Here is a 16,923-nt window from a genome sequence, read left to right as displayed (position 1 = left end):
GAAATGGAGGAAGCAGCATGAATCCATTGTTATTCAAATGGCAGGAAGTTTATTTCTGTACGGATTTGACCCAGTTGTATCAGGCACAGAATCGTTTGCAGGAACAAGGCATTCCCTTTAAAACCAAGACAGAGAATAATTCCATCCGGCTTTCCATGAATAATCTGGATGGCCGCAATGCGACTTTGTCCCGAACACAAGTCGGCTCTGTGCCCAAAGATTCTTACCGGATTTTGGTTCGCAAAGACGATGCCCATGCAGCAGAATTCCTTTTGCGGCAAAACGGGTAAGTCTTTGATTTTTTCTCATCCCTTTTCTGATCTTTTTGAAAGCAAGCAGGCCCGAAACCGGAAAATGCTATCCGGTTTCGGGCCTGCTTCTTGCTCTTTTTTCTCTATGGAATATCGCCTGTTTCCAAACACGATGAGCCATAAAATCATTCCTTAAAATGAACTTTTGTCGCATCGTAAATCACAAGCAAGCCAAGAACAAAAGAACTCGACCGTATTACTAGGTTTGCGGTTAGAAAAGGGTCTAAATCCGCACGGTCGTACATCTCGCCTGTAATGATGCTTGGTGCAAACATAATGCACATGCCCAATGCAATGCTAATTAGCAGCGAAATTATTTTTTGCTTTTTTGATTCCATCAGAATTCTTTCGATACATTTTAGAACGCTGTGAAAGCTCCTATCAAAAGCACACCACATTTTTATTCCTTTAAAAGAATCTCTCGCGTTATTGTATTATGCAGATAAGTTTTTAAAATAGAATGCGGCCATCCTTATAACAATACGCATAAAAATTAGTTGCATTTGACGCATGGAATTCCGCCGAGGAACCTTCTCCAACACCAATTTTGATACTTCCACCACCCATGGTTGTACCATTATTATAAAAATCCCCTTCCACTATATAATAGATTCGATTAGAATCTTCTAAATTGGTATAGACAGTACCACCGAATTGCTTAGATATTCCTTTATAATTCCGATCCATACTAACATTTAATATTTTTACAATTGCATGGAAATAACCGCCCTCTTCCGTTTGGCAGTAGAAACTAAGTTTTGGTTTATATGCTGATGTAACTGTAATGATAGTGCTTATAGTTCTATATGTGGCCGATGCCGCAGCTATTCTTGCGTCCTATATAATTTGTGTTAATTGTGTGGATTTAACAGTAAGAAAAGATTTATCAGAATCATCAATGAAGCTAGAAACAACTTGATTAGCAGCCTGCTGTTTCGAGATATTGTTGTCTTTCGCAATCGCTTCGACAACCTCATCAAAGGTTAAAACTTCGCTGACGACAGTCTGGGAATCTTCCACATCAACCAAATCACTAATAGCGGCAGTTGATGTTTTTTGTATAGCAAAGGTCGGTACACTTGCTACCAGATTTTCAAAGAGCAGCTTCCGCACCGCTGTTGAAATGGATATGCTCATACGAATGGTCGCATCCGTTCTCCACATTTCCAAAAATGATTATGATAAGCTGCGGGTTAAGGCGATTCGTAATGTGAAAGAGACAAACGGTTCAATTAATATCATGGAAGCAATCAATGAAGCTGAGGATAATTTAATTCCACTATTTTGTGATTTTTATCCATATATAAGAAAAAACTAATTTAATTTTCTGCACATATTGTGGAATATCAAATATGTTTTTATACTTCTTTATTAAAAATATAAAAAATTACCATATATTATAATTAATTTATACAAAATTCAAGGAGGTGATTCCAATGTGGGATTGAGTTAATGTTATCATTAAGTTTAGATTTATAATTTGATTAACAGGAGATGTGTAAATTGAACAGAAACGTCAAGATCTCACGCAAATTCGGATAAGTTTTTAGTCTGTTTTTAGCAATTTTGATGATAGTAAACTCTTCATCAATAGTTTTTGCATCAAGTCCACACCTCAAGAGTAAAAAAGACACTATAAGTTATTCCGAAAAAAAGATAAACGGTAAGTTGATCGACAGTCAAACTGATTGTTACACTATTGATCGCAATGGTAATATTAACCCACTGACGGATGGTATAAGGTCACGTAATTGGACTAATACTCTCACAGTAGTCTATAACTTTTATGACATGGGAGAATGGGATAATAGATATCATTACGAGGTACAAATGACAGCATCCTCAAGCGACCCTACAGCCTATTTTACTTACCACACAATGAAAATCCAGGCAAGTGGAAATTCGGAATGGTGGCCGCATAATATACCACATGATGCCTACTTGCGTAAAACTGTAATTGATGATACCTTTCAATATGACTATAGCGAAAAACAATCAAATCCTAAAGTGAAAGTAAAGTTGTCTGTTATGACTTCATTTGGAGGTAAAACTTTTCCGCAAAAAACTCTAAGTAAACCCATAGAAATTTAAAAAATCTAAGAACTTGTATTCAACCTACAATTAAGATAAAATGAACATATGGAAAATAAAGAATTTAACCCAACAAACTACCCGAGTGACCTGACAGACACACAATGGGAGAAAATAGCGGAATACTTTCCGCAGGGGCCGAACAGCACACATCACAAGCGGTCATTGGTGAATGCTGTGCTGTACCTTGTAAATAACGGTTGCAAATGGCGGGCTCTGCCTCACGATTTTCCACCGTATTCCACGGTACACAGCTTCTACCGGCGTGCACGACGGAGTGGGCTATGGGAAAAGGTGCTTGACGCGGTTGTGCAAAAGACGCGTCTTGCGGCAGAACGAGACGCCACACCCAGCTACGGCATTATTGACTCGCAAAGTGTGAAAACAGTGTATGCAAGCGAGGAACATGGTATTGACGGTGGGAAAAAACGAAAGGGCGAAAACGTCATATAGTTGTTGACACAATGGGCAATATGCTCGCAGTTGTAGTCCATACCGCCAATATTCACGATACAAAGTCGGGGATACATCCTGCGACCAAAGCTTTTGAAAAATCCCCGTCCATCAAGAGATTCTGTGCCGATGCGGGGTATCGTAAAGCCTTTGAGGAGGATGTTTGAGAAGTACTTGGGCTGGGCGTGGATATTTCTGAGAAAATCAAGCCTCACGAATGGGAAAAGCTCCCCTGGCGGTGGATCGTGGAACGTACCTTGGCCTGGCTCGGAAATTCTCGCTGCCTTTCCAAGGACTATGAATTATGCGTTGCTTCCGCGGAAACTATGGTGCGAATTTCTCATTTACATACACTTTTGCGTAGGTGGTAGTTATAGGTTGAATACAGCTTCTAAATGGATTGGTGTTAGTATATAATGCCAATCCATTTAAAAATGATAAGGGAGTATTACAATGGAATTAACAAAAACAAATCGAGAAGCTATATTTCTATTTGAATCCGAATCTGTACTTAATGATTGTGGTGAAAATATCGATCATTCGTCGAGAAGAGTATATTCAAAAAAATTTCAAGGAAAAGACTTGGCTTCTATTCCACTAAACAAGGTTTTATCTAATAACCCTTTAATGCAAATAATTTTACTAATTAGATTTGCATCACCAAAGGATGAAGGACTTTCCTATCCGATTTTTTCACCTATTCAGATTTCTAATTTATTAAATAATCCAATTTTACAATTACTTAATGATATATTTTCTTATGTAAATATCAGTGCCGACACAAAAAAAAAATTGGTCTATGATATAACTTGTGGTCCATTGAAACCCGAAATTCGAAAAGAATTATCTCTATTACTAAACTCCGACTTCTTTAATCCTGATCTAAAATCATTTTTTCCTGAATATAACTTTTCAAACTTATCAGTAGAAGATAGATATCAAGAAATATTTGAAATTCACTCAGTACCACAAAAACAAGATCACAACTTGGACATTTCATCACATCCTTTATTATACTATATTGCATGGACTTTGTCTTGTTTTAAAATTCCAATTTGTGAAATGCCCTACTATGGTAGAACTATAACCCAAATTCAAAATGATTCTTTGCTGCAAAAAATTATTAATATTTCCAAAACGTGTTATATAAGTGGTAATACAGATAAAGGTGAATGGTTAAGTTGTAATTTAATCATAAAGCAATTATCACCTAAGGCTTTGGAAAACTTCGAACGAAGGCTTTGGATCTGATTTATGGCTCAAAAACTTACTAGTCAGAAACAAAAGAAGAAGCGGGGATCACAAGTGATCCCCGCTTCTTCTTTTGTTAAATGGCCACGCTATTCTGCTGCGTGCCACGATTCAGTTTTCGTTTAAGAAACCTTTACCACACCGAAGGAGGTAGTTTCTCCATTTACATCCCACTCGGCGGTAAAGCCGTCGATTTCACCCAAATGGATTTCGTCGGCCAAAACCTCACTGCTGATTTCTTCTCGGTTATTCCACAGCAAATCGGCAATCTTTTCGCTGCCGGTCTGATAAATCACAATGCGATCGGTCACCTCAAAGCCGGCGTCTTTGCGCATGGACTGGATTTTGCTGACGATTTCGCGCACAAAGCCTTCTTCAATCAGTTCCGGAGTCAAGGTGGTATCCAAAACGATGGTAACCCCTTTGTCAGACAAAGACTCAAAGCCTTCCTTCTGGGCGGTTTCAATCAAAAGCTCTTCCGCAGTCAGCTGAATTTCCCCGGTGGAAATGGTCAGAGCAATGGAACCGTTTTTGTCCAGTTCTTTCTTCGCGACGGAACCGTTCAGGGCAGCCAAAGCCTCGCGCACTTCGTTAATCTGCTTGCCGTACTTTTTGCCAAGCAGTTTGAGCTGCGGCTTAAAGCGGTAATCAGAGAAATCGGAAGCATCCGATACAAAGTGAACGGTTTTAATGTTGAGCTCTTGGCGAATGATCTCGCGGTAAGCTTCGCCCAAGTCCCGCTCTGCATGGATAAACAGATTCGCCAAAGGCTGGCGATTCTTGATGCTGACGGCGTTTCTGGCCGCACGGCCCAAGGTCACAATCTGCATCGCCTGCTTCATATCTTCTTCCATCGCAGAATCAATTAAAGCTTCCTCCACCTGAGGGAACTCGCAGAGATGCACGCTTTCCGGCGCGCTGGAATCCACACTGCAAACCAGATTGCGGTAAATTTGCTCGGTCATGAAAGGAATCATGGGTGCGGCTGCCTTTGCCACAGTCACCAAAGCGGTGTACAAAGTCAGGTAAGCACAAACCTTATCCTGAGGCATGCCCTCCACCCAAAAACGTTCGCGGCTGCAGCGCACATACCAGTTGCTCATGTCGTCCACAAACTCCTGAAGCACCCGGGCGGCTTCCGGAATCCGATAATGAGCCAGATGATCGTCCACATCCCGCACCATGGAATTCAGGCGGGACAAAAGCCATTTATCCAGCAAAGTCAGGTGATCGGTTTCCAACTGATACTGGGTGGCATCAAACTCGTCAATGTTGGCATACAGCACAAAGAACGCATAGGTATTCCACAAAGTGGAAAGGAACTTGCGCTGGCCTTCCACCACTGCTTTGCCATGGAAGCGATTGGGCAGCCAAGGCGCGGAATTGCTATAAAAATACCAGCGAATGGCGTCTGCGCCATAGGTTTCCAATGCATCAAAAGGATCCACGGCGTTACCCTTGGATTTAGACATCTTCTGTCCATTTTCATCCTGCACGTGGCCCAGCACAATAACATTCTTAAAGGGGGCCTTGTCAAAAAGCAAAGTGGAAATCGCAAGCAGCGAATAGAACCAGCCGCGGGTCTGATCCACTGCCTCTGAGATAAAGTCCGCCGGGAACTGCTGATGGAACAGATCGTGATTTTCAAAAGGATAGTGATGCTGGGCAAACGGCATAGCGCCGGAATCGAACCAGCAGTCGATTACTTCTGGAACACGGTGCATCTGTTTTTCACATTCGGGGCAGGTGATGGTTACCTCATCCACATAGGGGCGGTGCAATTCAATATTTTCCGGGCAGTTGGGTGACATTTCTTTCAGTTCCTCAATGCTGCCGACAGCGTGGCGGTGTCCACATTCGCACTCCCAAATATTCAGCGGAGTCCCCCAGTAACGATTGCGGCTGATGCCCCAATCCTGCACGTTTTCCAGCCAGTCGCCAAAGCGGCCTTTGCCAATGCTTTGGGGAATCCAGTTTACAGTGTTATTATTTTTAATCAGATTCTCCCGCATGGCGGTCATCTTGATAAACCAAGATTCTCTTGCGTAATACAAAAGAGGAGTATCACAGCGCCAGCAGAAAGGATAGCTGTGTTCAAAACTGGGCGCTGCAAACAGCAGGCCGTTGTCTTTGAGTTCTTTTAAAATCTGCGGATCCGCATCCTTACAGAACACGCCGGGCCACAGGGTTTCTTTGGTCATTTCGCCCTTGCTGTCCACCAGCTGAACAAAAGGCAGGCCATAAGTGCGCCCCACGCGGGCATCATCCTCGCCGAAAGCAGGGGCAATGTGAACCACGCCGGTGCCGTCAGACAAAGTAACATACCGGTCACAGGTGATAAACCAGCATTTTTCTTTGGGCTGCACAAAGCGGAACAGCGGCTCGTATTCCTTATATTCCAAATCGGTACCCACATAGCTTTCCAGAATCTCGGTGCCCTCGCCCAAAACGGATTCCACCAATTCCGCCGCCATATAATAAACGGTGCCGTCTTTTTTCACTTTCACATACTTTTCATCGGGGTTCACGCACAAGCCCACGTTGGACGGCAAAGTCCAGGGGGTTGTGGTCCAAGCCAAGATATAAGCAACCTCATCTTTTACCTTAAACTTTACCACTGCAGACTTTTCTTTTACATCCTTATAGCCCTGAGCCACCTCATGGCTGGAAAGGGGGGTTCCGCAGCGGGGGCAGTAAGGCACAATTTTAAAGCCTTTATACAGCAGATCTTTTTCCCAAATCTGCTTTAAGGCCCACCATTCCGATTCAATAAAGTTATTGTCATAGGTCACATAAGGGTTGTCCATGTCTACCCAGAAACCTACCGTACGGGAGAAATCCTCCCACATTTCTTTATACTTCCAAACGCTTTCCTTGCACTGGCCAATAAAAGGTTCCAGTCCATAGGCTTCGATTTGATCTTTCCCGTTAATGTTCAGCAACTTTTCCACTTCCAGCTCTACCGGCAGGCCGTGGGTATCCCAGCCGGCTTTACGCGGAACCTGGCAGCCTTTCATTGTCTGATAGCGGGGCAGCAAATCTTTAATCACGCGGGTCAGCACATGGCCGATGTGCGGTTTGCCGTTGGCCGTGGGCGGGCCGTCATAAAAAATATAAGGTTTGCCTTTCTGACGGGTTTCCACGCTCTTTTCAAACACCTGGTTTTCCTGCCAAAATGCTTCCACTTCTTTTTCCCTGTCCACAAAATGAAGATCTGTGGATACTTTTTGATACATATTCTGTACCTCCTACCATATTACAGCTCAATGAAATAAAAAACCTCCGTCCCGAATCAGGACGAAGGAAAAGACTTCGTTATACCACCCTACCATACTAACATATGAGGTCCCTGTAACGGAGGACTCCCGGCGCGGCTTACTCAAATAACTTTCAGCCTGCGGCTCCAGAGTGATTTTCTGTCTTCTCTACTTTGACCGGGCTTGCACTGTCCCCGGCTCGCTTTGCATTTGGAAGAAGACCTACTCTCTCTATCGTAGCCTTTTCTATATTTTATTCTGCTTTAAGGCTACCACCAAACAGGCATTTTGTCAAGAATTCATCGGGTCTTTTCCCGCCTTGCTTTTCTTGACAATCATCTGGCATTTAGTATACTATTTGTATAATATATTCAAACAATTCAATTTGTATTGTAAAAATCATTTGGCAAATTGAAAATAAAAATGTCTGCCAATGGGATGCTTAAAAACCGCCGAACATGTACGCTTTCTATTTTTTAGATGCCTTGGCGCAAAGCCGTCTGCTTTTTATTCCAGAAAAACCATTGTTACCTAAAGAAAGGGAACTCTACAAACCGTAGATTGCTCTTTCTTAGCCCATGCGCTATCCTTAAAAATAGAAAACAGAAAGGAAGGAAACGTAACATGACAAATTATGTTACCGGAAGCACCATTAAACAACTCCGGGAGAAAAAAGGCTATACCCAGAAGCAGCTGGCAGATTTGCTTTTGGTCAGCGACAAAGCGGTTTCCAAATGGGAAACCCAAAAGGGGCTCCCAGACATTTCACTGCTGGAACCGCTGGCCAAGGTTCTTTCTGTGTCGGTGGCAGAGCTTTTGTCCGGCGAATACGTCACAAACCGCAACCGGGCCGGCAACATGATGCGAACCAAATTCTATGTATGCCCGGTTTGTGGGAACGTGATCCATTCTATGGGAGAAGGCTCCTTTAGCTGCTGCGGCATCCTTTTGCCGGTGCTGGAAGCAGAAACAACAGATGAAACTCATTCCATCTGTGTGGAGTGCATCGAAAATGATTATTACGTCACCATGAATCATCCGATGAGAAAAGATCACTTTCTCTCATTTTTCGCCTATATCACACCCAATCAGGTTCAGCTGAAAAAACTGTATCCGGAGCAAAATCCGGAAGCCCGTTTCTTCAGAACAGGACAAGGAATTTTATACGCATACTGCAATCAGCACGGCCTGTTTCAAATTAATACAGCAGAGTCCCAGAAAAACGGCTAATAGATCTATCAAAAAACAAAGCACTAATCTCAACCCACCTATTTTTCAAAAAACAATATGCAACAAAGCGTAACCTGCTTTGTTGCATATTGTTTTGCTATTCTGTGCAGCCACGGATGAATTGATCCCCCACTCCCCCAAATAATCAGGCTTTAAAACGGCTTTCTAGAAAAAATAAAATCCTGGAAAATCTTAAAATTCCTTCTTGTCATCTGCATTAGAATCTGGTATAATTCGTTTGTTAGTTTCTTCTAACCTATTTGGGTTAGATTCTTAAATGAAATCATTTTGGTATCAGCACAAGTTAGCAATAACTAACTGTTCCAAATATGATGAAACAAGTAAAGGAGAAAACAAGAATGGCAACAAGAAGAGGCCCACGTTTCAAAGAATGCAGACGGTTGGGGGTTAATGTTTGCGGACACCCCAAAGCAATGAACCGGGCAGGTGCTCCGGCATTTAACAAAAGAAGAAAAGTTTCAGAGTATGGTCTGCAGCTGACCGAAAAGCAAAAGGTAAAAGCATATTACGGTATTTTGGAAAAGCAGATGCTCCGATATTACCGTGCAGCCGAAAAAGCACCGGGTAAAACCGGCGATGCTTTGATGCAGTCTCTGGAATGCCGTCTGGACAACATGGTTTATCGGATTGGATTTGCCAATTCCATCCGTCTGGCTCGCCAGCAGGTAACCCATGGCCACATTCGGGTAAACGGCCAAAAAATCACCATCCCTTCCTATGCTTTGCGTGCGGGTGATGTGATTTCTTTGTGCGAAAAATCCAGAAGCAACGAGGCCTTCCGCACTAATTTCTTAGACGGCAAGGGCTTCCCTGTTCCTTATGTAGAAAGAAATTTTGAGGCCTTCAGCGGCACATTGATTCGTCTGCCCCTGCGTGAAGAAATTCCGGTAGAGATTGATGATCAGCTGGTCGTTGAGCATTATTCGAGGTAATTACTATGAACAGCCCGGCCTGCAAATACAGTCAGCTTGGATATTGGGAATGGACACTTGAAAAACAAGATGTGTGGAACAATCTGTTTGTTCCGCCGGAACAGCTTAGTTCCCCTGTTTTCGTCAACGCCTGCGTGATTGACGACCGACGTGTTCTTCTTGACAGCAATTGGGCATGTTACCCCGATTCCGAATCGGTGCTGGGGTTTGTGCAATATATTTTTCTTCCCACTGTTTTTTACTATGCAATGAATCCGGAAACCGATCATCTGGTGACGCCGATTGTTTCAACTCCTGAATTTTTAGAGTTGATTCAAAAGACCGACACGCCTCACCGGCTGGCCATGAGCGGATTTGTTTATGAACTGTGCGCCGTTTGGAAGCACACGGGGCAAAAACAATGGGATGCTCTTTTGCGGTTCTGCACCCGCTTTAACCAATATTGGAAGGAACAGGGGTTTCTTTTCTGCCTGAACATGTTTTCTGGTGCAGAAGAGGTTGCTTCCTATTTGAAAGAACTGGTGTGGTGCGAAGAACTGTTTGAGGAAGAATTTGGATATTCCTTTCAGCAGCTGGATGAATTATGCCAACGCTTTGAAGAAGAGCCTTTTGCCAAACACCTGCTGCTGCATTGGCTAAATACCCGGGTAGGTACTTTAGAGTAATTAAAAAAGCTTATAACGAAAAGAAATGATAAAAAGCTGAAAAACACCGCCTGGCAATCTAAATTGTCGGGCGGTGTTTTTATTTTGATAAAAGAGTCTATCAGGGGCTTGTTTTCCCTTTGGTTCTCTTCCATTTGGACATTTTTCCTTTGAGCCAATACCAGGCATCCTCTTTTTGGTATTCTATCATCTGGACTCTGGCATCACACACTTTATCCTTTTCTGACAAAGCTGGTTTTCCGCAAAACAGCCGCCATTCTCTTTTGGCCCACCGGAATACATCAGACAACATTATGATAAGCAGCGGAACAAAAAAGGTAGAGAAATATGGCAGATCAGAAATCCAGCCAATCCAGCGAAACACAACGTTCAGCACGATTAAAAAGATACAATCAAAAAAATATTTTTTCAGCTGATTTTTCATGCGGATTTGCCTCCCCAAAGCATCGATTGTTCTATCCTATGAACGCTGATTTTCAAAAATAAAATCGATTTTTTACTTCTTGATTTACCTTACCGCTTTACGGCCGAATTGTCAACTATTCCCTGTTCTTTGCTAAATGCTCCAGATAAAATACAAGGCCTGCCCTTGTTTATGTTGCCTTTATCATATCTTAATGAGTCAACAACTTCAGCCCTACGATCCCGCTGACGATCAAGGCCACGCAAAAAATTTGAGGAAGAGCGATGGCTTCCCGAAACCAAATCACTCCGAAAATTAAGGTTCCCACCGTTCCGATTCCCGTCCAGATGGCATACGCTGTGCCCAGCGGCAGTTCTTTCAGCGCCAAAGATAGAAAATAAAAGCTTAAAATCATGCCCACAATCGTTACCCCGCTGGGGATTAGCCGGCTAAAGCCCTCTGACATTTTAAGCCCCACAGCCCACACAACTTCCAGCAGTCCGGCAATGAGTAAAAAGCACCATTTCATAAAAAAACACTCTCCTTTTTGAATATAAAACGTCAAAAAAGCCTGAGAAATCACAATTGATCTCCCAGGCTTTTATCCTTCCGTGAACACAGTATCCTGTGCGTTTTATCTTGGTCCAGTCCGGCACTGCCGCGGAACCCTATAAAACTATATTGTCAGTATAGCAAAGGGGTGTTTCTTTGTCAAACATCCTTTTCTTACTTGTTTTTCTCATACAGAATCCGCAAACCTTCCAACAAAAGGTTGCAGCTATAAATAATATCGCGCTTGCAATAAGCAACAATCTCCCGAGCCAAACCGCCGGTTGCAATCACCTTGCAGCGAACACCCAGTTCTTCTTCGATTCGGTCACACATCCCGTCTATCATGCAGGCTTGTCCATAAATTAAGCCTGAGCGCATACAATCCACCGTATTTGTTCCAATCACCCGTTCCGGAGCCTCCATGCTGATAGCCGGCAGCTGCGCTGTTCGGGTGGTAAGCGCCTCCATACTGATTCCCACACCGGGAATAATACATCCACCGCGCATACTGCCCTGACTGTCGATGACAGAAACAGTGGTTGCAGTGCCCATGTCCCAAATAATGCAAGGGCCGTCATACAGTTCAAGAGCTGCCACGCAGCCCGCAATCAAGTCTGCGCCCAAAGCCTCCGGCGGGTTCAGCAAAACATTTAAATCAGACACCGTTTTGCTGTCCACAACCAAGGGTTCCAACCCCGTTATTTTTTTAATCGCCTTTGTAATATAGGTGGTCACCGGCGGAACCACAGAACCAATGATAGTTCCTGTGACATCCTCCGCCCGAAGGCCATATATATCCAAAATATCCCGCAGTTCAATGGCATACTGATCTTCCATACGAGATCGGTCTGTTGCCATGCGGGATACGAAGCTCAGCCTTTTTCCTTCATAGCAGCCTATCGTGATATTGGTATTCCCAATATCCAGCGTCAAAAGCATGAATTTTCTTCCCCCCTCTACGTTTTTCACGAACGTTATTATACCCAAATACCGACTAATGCGCAATACCTTTGCTGTTTAATTTCGACACAAAGTCTGTTTTTTTATAAAAAAGGGGTATTTCCAGTGAATTTTTCATTATTTGCTGTCTTTTTTCACTTTAAAAAATAAAAATCGGCAGAACCCCGCTTTTTCAGGTCTGCCGTTTTCTTTCTGATTTCATTGTATTTTGCGGCCGGTATTTTTATAAAAACAGGATTCGCACTGCCCACACAGACGCCACATACCCTGCCAAATCTGCCGTCAGTGCTGCGGGAATGGTGTGCCTTGTCTTTTTAATTCCCACTGCCCCAAAATAGACAGCAATTGCGTAAAAAGTGGTTTCTGTGGAGCCGTTCATGACCGAGGCCACACGGCCGATAAAACTGTCGGGGCCATAGGTTTCAAACAGCTGAAGCAAAAGCGCGTTGGATCCGCTTCCCGAAACAGGACGCATCATGGCCAGGGGCATCACCTCAGACGGAAGCCCCAAAAGTTCGGCCATGGGCTTTAAAAAGGAAGAAAGCAGATCCAGTGCGCCAGATGCACTGAGCATATTAACGGCAAGCATCAATCCCACCAAAGACGGCAGAACCTCAAAACAGGAAATTGCCCCTTCTTTCGCCCCCATGACAAAGGTGTCAAACACCGGTACTTTTCGGACAAATCCGAACACAATAATAAAGAATACGGTGGCGGGAACGATCACCACCCCAAACTCAGCCAAGCTTTTCACGCCCTTCCAGCACTTTTGCAGCCAGAATCCCCAGCCCAAGCGATAAAATCGAGGCCAGCCACACAGCCGGCACAATATCAAACGGGTTTGCGGAACCGTACTGCGCCCGCAGCGTCCCCATAAATGTGGGAATCAGCTGAATAGAAGCCGTGTTGATGACCACAAACATTACCATATTATTATCCGCTTCGGGCTTTCCCCCATTTACCTTACTCATTTCTTTCATGGCGGCAATTCCCAATGGGGTGGCTGCATTGCCCAGCCCCAGCAGGTTGGCGGTAATATTCATGCAAATTGCTTTCATGGCCGGGCTGTCTTTGGAATAACGCGGGAACAACCGTTTCATAACCGGATAAAACAATCGGCTTAACAGGCTGGTCATTCCGCCGGCATCGGCAATCTTCATCAGCCCTGTCCAAACACACATCATCCCCAACAACACAATAACCAGCTGCACTGCTCCCGCAGCCCCCGACAAAACGGCATCTGAAAGTTCCGGAAGCCGTCCCGTCAAAAGTGCGCAAACACAGCTGAAAAGAATCATACCTGCCCAAATGTAATTCATCATTTTTCTCACCCATACTATACATATGTACGGACTTTCGGTTCCATTCCTACGGGGATTCTGTCGAAAATAGTAGGCAAAATTTGGTAAAATTAGTATGTTTTTACAAACAGTTCCGCCGAAATTTAAAAATTATTCACTTATTATCAATTGACAGAAATGCCAAAAAAAGGTATTATAGAAGCATAATACAACGGTATTTGACATCTTTACTTGTATTATTTAGGAGGAATGACGATGAAGTCTACGGGAATTGTTCGGCCGGTCGATATGTTCGGACGTATCGTTCTGCCGAAGGAACTGAGGTCCACTTTAAGCATCACAGAAAAGGATTCGTTGGAAATTTTTGTGGAGGATAACGCGATTGTACTGAAAAAGTACCAACCTTCCTGCATCTTCTGTGGCAGCATGGACCGCATCAACAAATTTAAGGAACATAACGTCTGTCACAAATGCATGGAAAGACTAGCAAAAAGGTTAGAGGAAGAAACAGAATAATCTGTGTTCTCTGCAAGCAGCATTAACAGATTGTAAAATCCTCCGACCTAGGCCATTTCGGAGGATTTTTCCTAACTTAATGTTTTTAGCCCAAGGTATATTGCAAGAAACGGCATGTTTGGTCGTTTTTTTTTTGCGCCTCAAGTCATCTCTGTCGTATTTTGATGGGATTTTTTGTGCTTCGGGTGCTGTCAGCATCCGAAATATTCCCATCCTCTTCGGGATTTCGCAGCCAATTGATAAAATTACCCTTGCGAGTTTGTCCCTTTTATGCTACAATGGAACGACATTTTTCATGAGGGAGTAGTTAGCGCAGATTCTGCGTGGCAAATCAACACACTGACCAAGATTTTGGTCTGGTTTGTCTTTAATAACGAGACTCATGTATGGCGATACGGCTGTACATGCGTCTATTCTTCCAAAACAGAGTAGGTATGGCGTCAGCCGTATCTACTATTTTTTTGGAGGTAAAAAGAATGAGTTTGCAAGAATTGTTTTTGGTCGCCATAGGACTTTCGATGGATGCCTTTGCGGTGGCGTTATGTAAGGGGCTGTCCATGAAAACACTAAGCTATCGAAAAGCAACGATCATTGCGGTGTTCTTTGGCGGATTCCAAGCCTTAATGCCCTTTGTGGGGTGGCTGGTGGGCCGTCAGTTTCAACACTTGATTGTACAGGTAGATCATTGGATCGCTTTCTTTCTTTTGGCAGTAATCGGCGGCAAAATGCTGTATGATGCTTTTCAGAAAGAGGACGTGGAAAACTGTCCACAGGATTTGCCTTTATGGGAACTGCTGGTGCTGGCAATTGCCACTAGCATTGACGCTTTGGCCGTTGGAATTACCTTTGCATTTTTGCAGGTAGATATTGCTGTCTCTGTATTTTTAATCGGAATCATTACATTGACCATTTCGTTTGCCGGAGTCCTTCTGGGGAATCGCTTCGGTGCCGCAGCCAGAAACAAAGCACAGCTGCTGGGCGGGTGCACTCTGGTTTTAATTGGAACCAAAATTCTTTTAGAGCACCTAAACGTTATTTAAGAAAAACATTTCATCAAGAGAGCGAAAAAAAGCATCCTTTTCTGATAAGATTCTTAAGATCCACCATAAAATAACCACTTTTTATTGATTTTTATAGTGCAAACTGTTATGCTGAAACTATATTAATGTGGTAAAGGAAAGTACATTGGATTTCTTTTTGTGAAACTGAGGCTCGGTTAAGGGGGATTTGATCATGGGAAACCGGAACTTGCCGCAATGGGACGGTACCCTGCCAATCCGCTTTCAGCTGGAACAGCTGGCGGACGAGCCTTACCGGGAATTTATCGCAAAGCTTTTGCCTGGAACCCCCAATCTGTTAGGGGTGCGGCTTCCTCTGCTTCGGCAGCTGGCACGGCAAATCGCAAAAGAAGACTGGCGCACTTATCTGGCGAATGCAGCAGACGATACTTTTGAGGAAACCATGCTTCAGGGGCTGGTGATCAGCTATGCCAAAGCAGATCCTTTCGAGCTGCTTGCCCATACCGCGGATTTTGTTCCTAAAATTAACAATTGGTCGGTATGCGACAGTTTCTGTGCCGGATTCCGTCTGGCAAAGCGCGAGCCGGAACTTGTCTGGGATTTTTTACAGCCGTATCTGGCCAGTGAACAGGAATTTCACTGCCGATTTGGGGTTGTAATGCTGCTGGATCACTATTGCAGCGAACAAAACCTGGAACGTATTTTTCTGAAAATGAACCAAGTTCGGTCCACAGGGTATTATGCCAAAATGGCGGTGGCATGGAATCTTTCCATGTGCTGCGCAGTCAATCCGGAGCTTGCCCTTCGTTACTTCAAACAAAATACTCTGGACGATTTTACCCATAATAAAGCACTGCAAAAGATTGTGGAGTCTCGTCAAATTGATGAAAATGTAAAGTCGGTGATTCGGACATTAAAACGTCCGTCCGATTTTTCCCGGTAAAGTTACCGGTTTTTTCACCGCTTTCTTTTTACACCTCATTTTGTGGTTCCTTCGGCTGGAGCAATCGGCGGCCATGCCCAAGGAAGCAATTGATAGGATCATGGTGAATTGCATAACAGGAAAAAGGGAAAAGGAGGTTTTTTATGGAACCGCAGCTGGATCTAGCGATTGACTGCACATACGCTGATTCTGACATGCCCATTCAGCAGCTGTATTTTAATGTTTACCGCCAGATTTATATTAAGCGGGGGAAAATTCGGCTGACCGTAAATGGAGTAAATTATATTGTGAGCGAAGGATATATGTTATTTCTCAGCAACCTGGATGAGTGTTCTCTGGAAGTATTGGAGCTTCCTTATCAAAGGTATCTGGTGACAATTCAGCCGTCAAAAATTCACGATATTTTGCCGGACAGCCCTTTTATGTCGGTATTCCAGCACCATTCCCCAGAAAGCTTTACTGCCTTTAACTTGAATGACTGCCGGCAGGATGCTGAGATCCTCTTTGCAGGAATGGAAAGGGAAAGTTCTCGTTTTCGCCCCTATCGGGGGGATTATATGATTTCTTTTCTTCAGCAATCTCTCATTTTGGCTTACCGCCGTTCGGCAAGCCAGTTTGCTTCTCACGAAGGCAGACATTCCTCTCATATTTATGAAGTGAAAAAATATTTAGAGGAACACTATTTGGAAGATATCCAAATCAAAGATTTAGCGGAACAGTTTTACATCAGTGTATTTTATTTGTCCCACAGCTTTAAAGCGCTAACCGGCTACAGCCCCAAGCAGTTTTTGCTTATGAACCGCCTTTCCTATGCCAAAGATCTGTTGTGGAACACCAATAAGCCCATTGCAGAAATCGCTGTGGAATGTGGGTTTGGCAACTCCAATAATTTCATTCGTGCGTTTAAAAAACATACCGGCGTTGCTCCCGGAAAGTTTCGTTCTTCCACAGCCAATGTGAATCGGCTGTAAGCTGTAATTAAATTAAATACAGAAAAAAGTCCCGGAATCACATCCGG

General features: G+C 43.6%; 19 protein-coding genes, 1 pseudogene and 1 riboswitch. Of the genes and pseudogenes, 13 read left to right on the top strand and 7 right to left on the bottom strand.

Annotation, left to right across the window (positions count from 1 at the left end; translation table 11 throughout):
* Positions 1-17 precede the first annotated feature (17 nt).
* Positions 18-290, top strand: a complete 273-nt coding sequence (locus C1A02_RS01595; RefSeq protein ID WP_101696452.1) for a putative signal transducing protein — start codon at positions 18-20, stop codon at positions 288-290.
* Between the two features lie 858 nt (positions 291-1,148).
* On the opposite strand, the gene C1A02_RS01580 is transcribed toward C1A02_RS01595, so the two are convergent.
* Positions 1,149-1,448, bottom strand: coding sequence for a hypothetical protein (locus tag C1A02_RS01580; RefSeq protein WP_101696449.1), 300 nt, complete (start codon positions 1,446-1,448; stop codon positions 1,149-1,151).
* Between the two features lie 693 nt (positions 1,449-2,141).
* Here C1A02_RS01580 and C1A02_RS13300 point away from each other — a divergent pair.
* The 5 genes and pseudogenes from C1A02_RS13300 to C1A02_RS01555 all read left to right on the top strand — a co-directional run bounded on the left by C1A02_RS13300 (position 2,142) and on the right by C1A02_RS01555 (position 4,106).
* Positions 2,142-2,402 (top strand): hypothetical protein, encoded by a 261-nt coding sequence (locus tag C1A02_RS13300; protein ID WP_129588134.1) that lies wholly within the window; start codon positions 2,142-2,144, stop codon positions 2,400-2,402.
* A 48-nt stretch (positions 2,403-2,450) separates the two neighbouring features.
* Positions 2,451-2,687: pseudogene (locus tag C1A02_RS13900) on the top strand (transposase); the annotation flags it as partial.
* A gap of 24 nt (positions 2,688-2,711) precedes the next feature.
* A complete protein-coding gene (locus tag C1A02_RS13710) occupies positions 2,712-2,855 on the top strand; it encodes a hypothetical protein (protein WP_243577881.1) in 144 nt (47 codons plus the stop codon).
* Between the two features lie 11 nt (positions 2,856-2,866).
* On the top strand, positions 2,867-3,022 hold the full coding sequence (locus C1A02_RS13895; protein WP_101696446.1) for a hypothetical protein: 156 nt from the start codon (positions 2,867-2,869) through the stop codon (positions 3,020-3,022).
* A 286-nt stretch (positions 3,023-3,308) separates the two neighbouring features.
* Positions 3,309-4,106: a hypothetical protein gene (locus C1A02_RS01555; protein WP_101696444.1), complete on the top strand. Its 798-nt coding sequence runs from the start codon at positions 3,309-3,311 to the stop codon at positions 4,104-4,106.
* A 122-nt stretch (positions 4,107-4,228) separates the two neighbouring features.
* On the opposite strand, the gene ileS is transcribed toward C1A02_RS01555, so the two are convergent.
* Entirely contained in the window at positions 4,229-7,342 is a 3,114-nt protein-coding gene (gene ileS, locus C1A02_RS01550; protein ID WP_101696443.1) for an isoleucine--tRNA ligase, read from the bottom strand.
* A 645-nt stretch (positions 7,343-7,987) separates the two neighbouring features.
* Between ileS and C1A02_RS01545 the strand changes: the two genes are divergently transcribed.
* The 3 genes from C1A02_RS01545 (at position 7,988) to C1A02_RS01535 (ending at position 10,211) form a co-directional block, all read left to right on the top strand.
* Complete coding sequence (locus C1A02_RS01545) at positions 7,988-8,593, top strand: helix-turn-helix domain-containing protein (protein ID WP_101696442.1); 606 nt, start codon at positions 7,988-7,990, stop codon at positions 8,591-8,593.
* A gap of 359 nt (positions 8,594-8,952) precedes the next feature.
* Positions 8,953-9,546: a 30S ribosomal protein S4 gene (gene rpsD, locus C1A02_RS01540; protein ID WP_101696441.1), complete on the top strand. Its 594-nt coding sequence runs from the start codon at positions 8,953-8,955 to the stop codon at positions 9,544-9,546.
* 5 nt (positions 9,547-9,551) lie between these two features.
* On the top strand, positions 9,552-10,211 hold the full coding sequence (locus tag C1A02_RS01535) for a hypothetical protein (RefSeq protein ID WP_101696440.1): 660 nt from the start codon (positions 9,552-9,554) through the stop codon (positions 10,209-10,211).
* 100 nt (positions 10,212-10,311) lie between these two features.
* On the opposite strand, the gene C1A02_RS01530 is transcribed toward C1A02_RS01535, so the two are convergent.
* The 5 genes from C1A02_RS01530 to C1A02_RS01510 all read right to left on the bottom strand — a co-directional run bounded on the left by C1A02_RS01530 (position 10,312) and on the right by C1A02_RS01510 (position 13,448).
* Complete coding sequence (locus tag C1A02_RS01530; protein WP_101696439.1) at positions 10,312-10,635, bottom strand: hypothetical protein; 324 nt, start codon at positions 10,633-10,635, stop codon at positions 10,312-10,314.
* Between the two features lie 190 nt (positions 10,636-10,825).
* The gene (locus tag C1A02_RS01525; RefSeq protein WP_101696866.1) at positions 10,826-11,143 is read right to left on the bottom strand and encodes a DMT family transporter; all 318 of its coding nucleotides are present in this window, start codon (positions 11,141-11,143) and stop codon (positions 10,826-10,828) included.
* Between the two features lie 59 nt (positions 11,144-11,202).
* Positions 11,203-11,297: riboswitch (guanidine-I (ykkC/yxkD leader) on the bottom strand.
* Between the two features lie 43 nt (positions 11,298-11,340).
* Positions 11,341-12,105, bottom strand: coding sequence for a type III pantothenate kinase (locus C1A02_RS01520; RefSeq protein ID WP_101696438.1), 765 nt, complete (start codon positions 12,103-12,105; stop codon positions 11,341-11,343).
* A gap of 244 nt (positions 12,106-12,349) precedes the next feature.
* Entirely contained in the window at positions 12,350-12,871 is a 522-nt protein-coding gene (locus C1A02_RS01515) for a spore maturation protein (protein WP_101696865.1), read from the bottom strand.
* Positions 12,864-13,448, bottom strand: coding sequence for a nucleoside recognition domain-containing protein (locus tag C1A02_RS01510; RefSeq protein ID WP_101696437.1), 585 nt, complete (start codon positions 13,446-13,448; stop codon positions 12,864-12,866). Before C1A02_RS01510 ends, C1A02_RS01515 begins: the two co-directional genes overlap by 8 nt.
* Positions 13,449-13,682: 234 nt before the next feature.
* On the opposite strand from C1A02_RS01510, the gene C1A02_RS01505 reads away from it, so the two are divergent.
* The 4 genes from C1A02_RS01505 (at position 13,683) to C1A02_RS01490 (ending at position 16,876) form a co-directional block, all read left to right on the top strand.
* The gene (locus C1A02_RS01505; RefSeq protein WP_101696436.1) at positions 13,683-13,943 is read left to right on the top strand and encodes an AbrB/MazE/SpoVT family DNA-binding domain-containing protein; all 261 of its coding nucleotides are present in this window, start codon (positions 13,683-13,685) and stop codon (positions 13,941-13,943) included.
* Between the two features lie 476 nt (positions 13,944-14,419).
* Complete coding sequence (locus C1A02_RS01500; RefSeq protein ID WP_101696435.1) at positions 14,420-14,983, top strand: manganese efflux pump MntP; 564 nt, start codon at positions 14,420-14,422, stop codon at positions 14,981-14,983.
* A 193-nt stretch (positions 14,984-15,176) separates the two neighbouring features.
* Complete coding sequence (locus C1A02_RS01495; RefSeq protein ID WP_101696434.1) at positions 15,177-15,905, top strand: DNA alkylation repair protein; 729 nt, start codon at positions 15,177-15,179, stop codon at positions 15,903-15,905.
* A 143-nt stretch (positions 15,906-16,048) separates the two neighbouring features.
* A complete protein-coding gene (locus C1A02_RS01490) occupies positions 16,049-16,876 on the top strand; it encodes a helix-turn-helix transcriptional regulator (protein WP_101696433.1) in 828 nt (275 codons plus the stop codon).
* Positions 16,877-16,923: the final 47 nt, after the last annotated feature.

Source organism: Clostridium minihomine (genome assembly GCF_900240385.1).
In the GTDB taxonomy this organism is placed as follows: Bacteria; Bacillota; Clostridia; order Oscillospirales; family Acutalibacteraceae; genus Faecalispora; species Faecalispora minihomine.
Note: the sequence above shows the minus strand (reverse complement) of the source record. Positions and strands in the feature narration are given on the sequence as shown.

What these genes read in the sequence shown, in the direction of transcription:
- C1A02_RS01595 (WP_101696452.1), top strand. Translation starts at nt 18, where the DNA reads ATGAATCCATTGTTATTCAAATGGCAGGAAGTTTATTTCTGTACGGAT.
- C1A02_RS01580 (WP_101696449.1), bottom strand. Translation starts at nt 1,448, where the DNA reads ATGAGCATATCCATTTCAACAGCGGTGCGGAAGCTGCTCTTTGAAAAT.
- C1A02_RS13300 (WP_129588134.1), top strand. Translation starts at nt 2,142, where the DNA reads ATGACAGCATCCTCAAGCGACCCTACAGCCTATTTTACTTACCACACA.
- C1A02_RS13895 (WP_101696446.1), top strand. Translation starts at nt 2,867, where the DNA reads ATGGGCAATATGCTCGCAGTTGTAGTCCATACCGCCAATATTCACGAT.
- C1A02_RS01555 (WP_101696444.1), top strand. Translation starts at nt 3,309, where the DNA reads ATGGAATTAACAAAAACAAATCGAGAAGCTATATTTCTATTTGAATCC.
- ileS (WP_101696443.1), bottom strand. Translation starts at nt 7,342, where the DNA reads ATGTATCAAAAAGTATCCACAGATCTTCATTTTGTGGACAGGGAAAAA.
- C1A02_RS01545 (WP_101696442.1), top strand. Translation starts at nt 7,988, where the DNA reads ATGACAAATTATGTTACCGGAAGCACCATTAAACAACTCCGGGAGAAA.
- rpsD (WP_101696441.1), top strand. Translation starts at nt 8,953, where the DNA reads ATGGCAACAAGAAGAGGCCCACGTTTCAAAGAATGCAGACGGTTGGGG.
- C1A02_RS01535 (WP_101696440.1), top strand. Translation starts at nt 9,552, where the DNA reads ATGAACAGCCCGGCCTGCAAATACAGTCAGCTTGGATATTGGGAATGG.
- C1A02_RS01530 (WP_101696439.1), bottom strand. Translation starts at nt 10,635, where the DNA reads ATGAAAAATCAGCTGAAAAAATATTTTTTTGATTGTATCTTTTTAATC.
- C1A02_RS01525 (WP_101696866.1), bottom strand. Translation starts at nt 11,143, where the DNA reads ATGAAATGGTGCTTTTTACTCATTGCCGGACTGCTGGAAGTTGTGTGG.
- C1A02_RS01520 (WP_101696438.1), bottom strand. Translation starts at nt 12,105, where the DNA reads ATGCTTTTGACGCTGGATATTGGGAATACCAATATCACGATAGGCTGC.
- C1A02_RS01510 (WP_101696437.1), bottom strand. Translation starts at nt 13,448, where the DNA reads ATGATGAATTACATTTGGGCAGGTATGATTCTTTTCAGCTGTGTTTGC.
- C1A02_RS01505 (WP_101696436.1), top strand. Translation starts at nt 13,683, where the DNA reads ATGAAGTCTACGGGAATTGTTCGGCCGGTCGATATGTTCGGACGTATC.
- C1A02_RS01500 (WP_101696435.1), top strand. Translation starts at nt 14,420, where the DNA reads ATGAGTTTGCAAGAATTGTTTTTGGTCGCCATAGGACTTTCGATGGAT.
- C1A02_RS01495 (WP_101696434.1), top strand. Translation starts at nt 15,177, where the DNA reads ATGGGAAACCGGAACTTGCCGCAATGGGACGGTACCCTGCCAATCCGC.
- C1A02_RS01490 (WP_101696433.1), top strand. Translation starts at nt 16,049, where the DNA reads ATGGAACCGCAGCTGGATCTAGCGATTGACTGCACATACGCTGATTCT.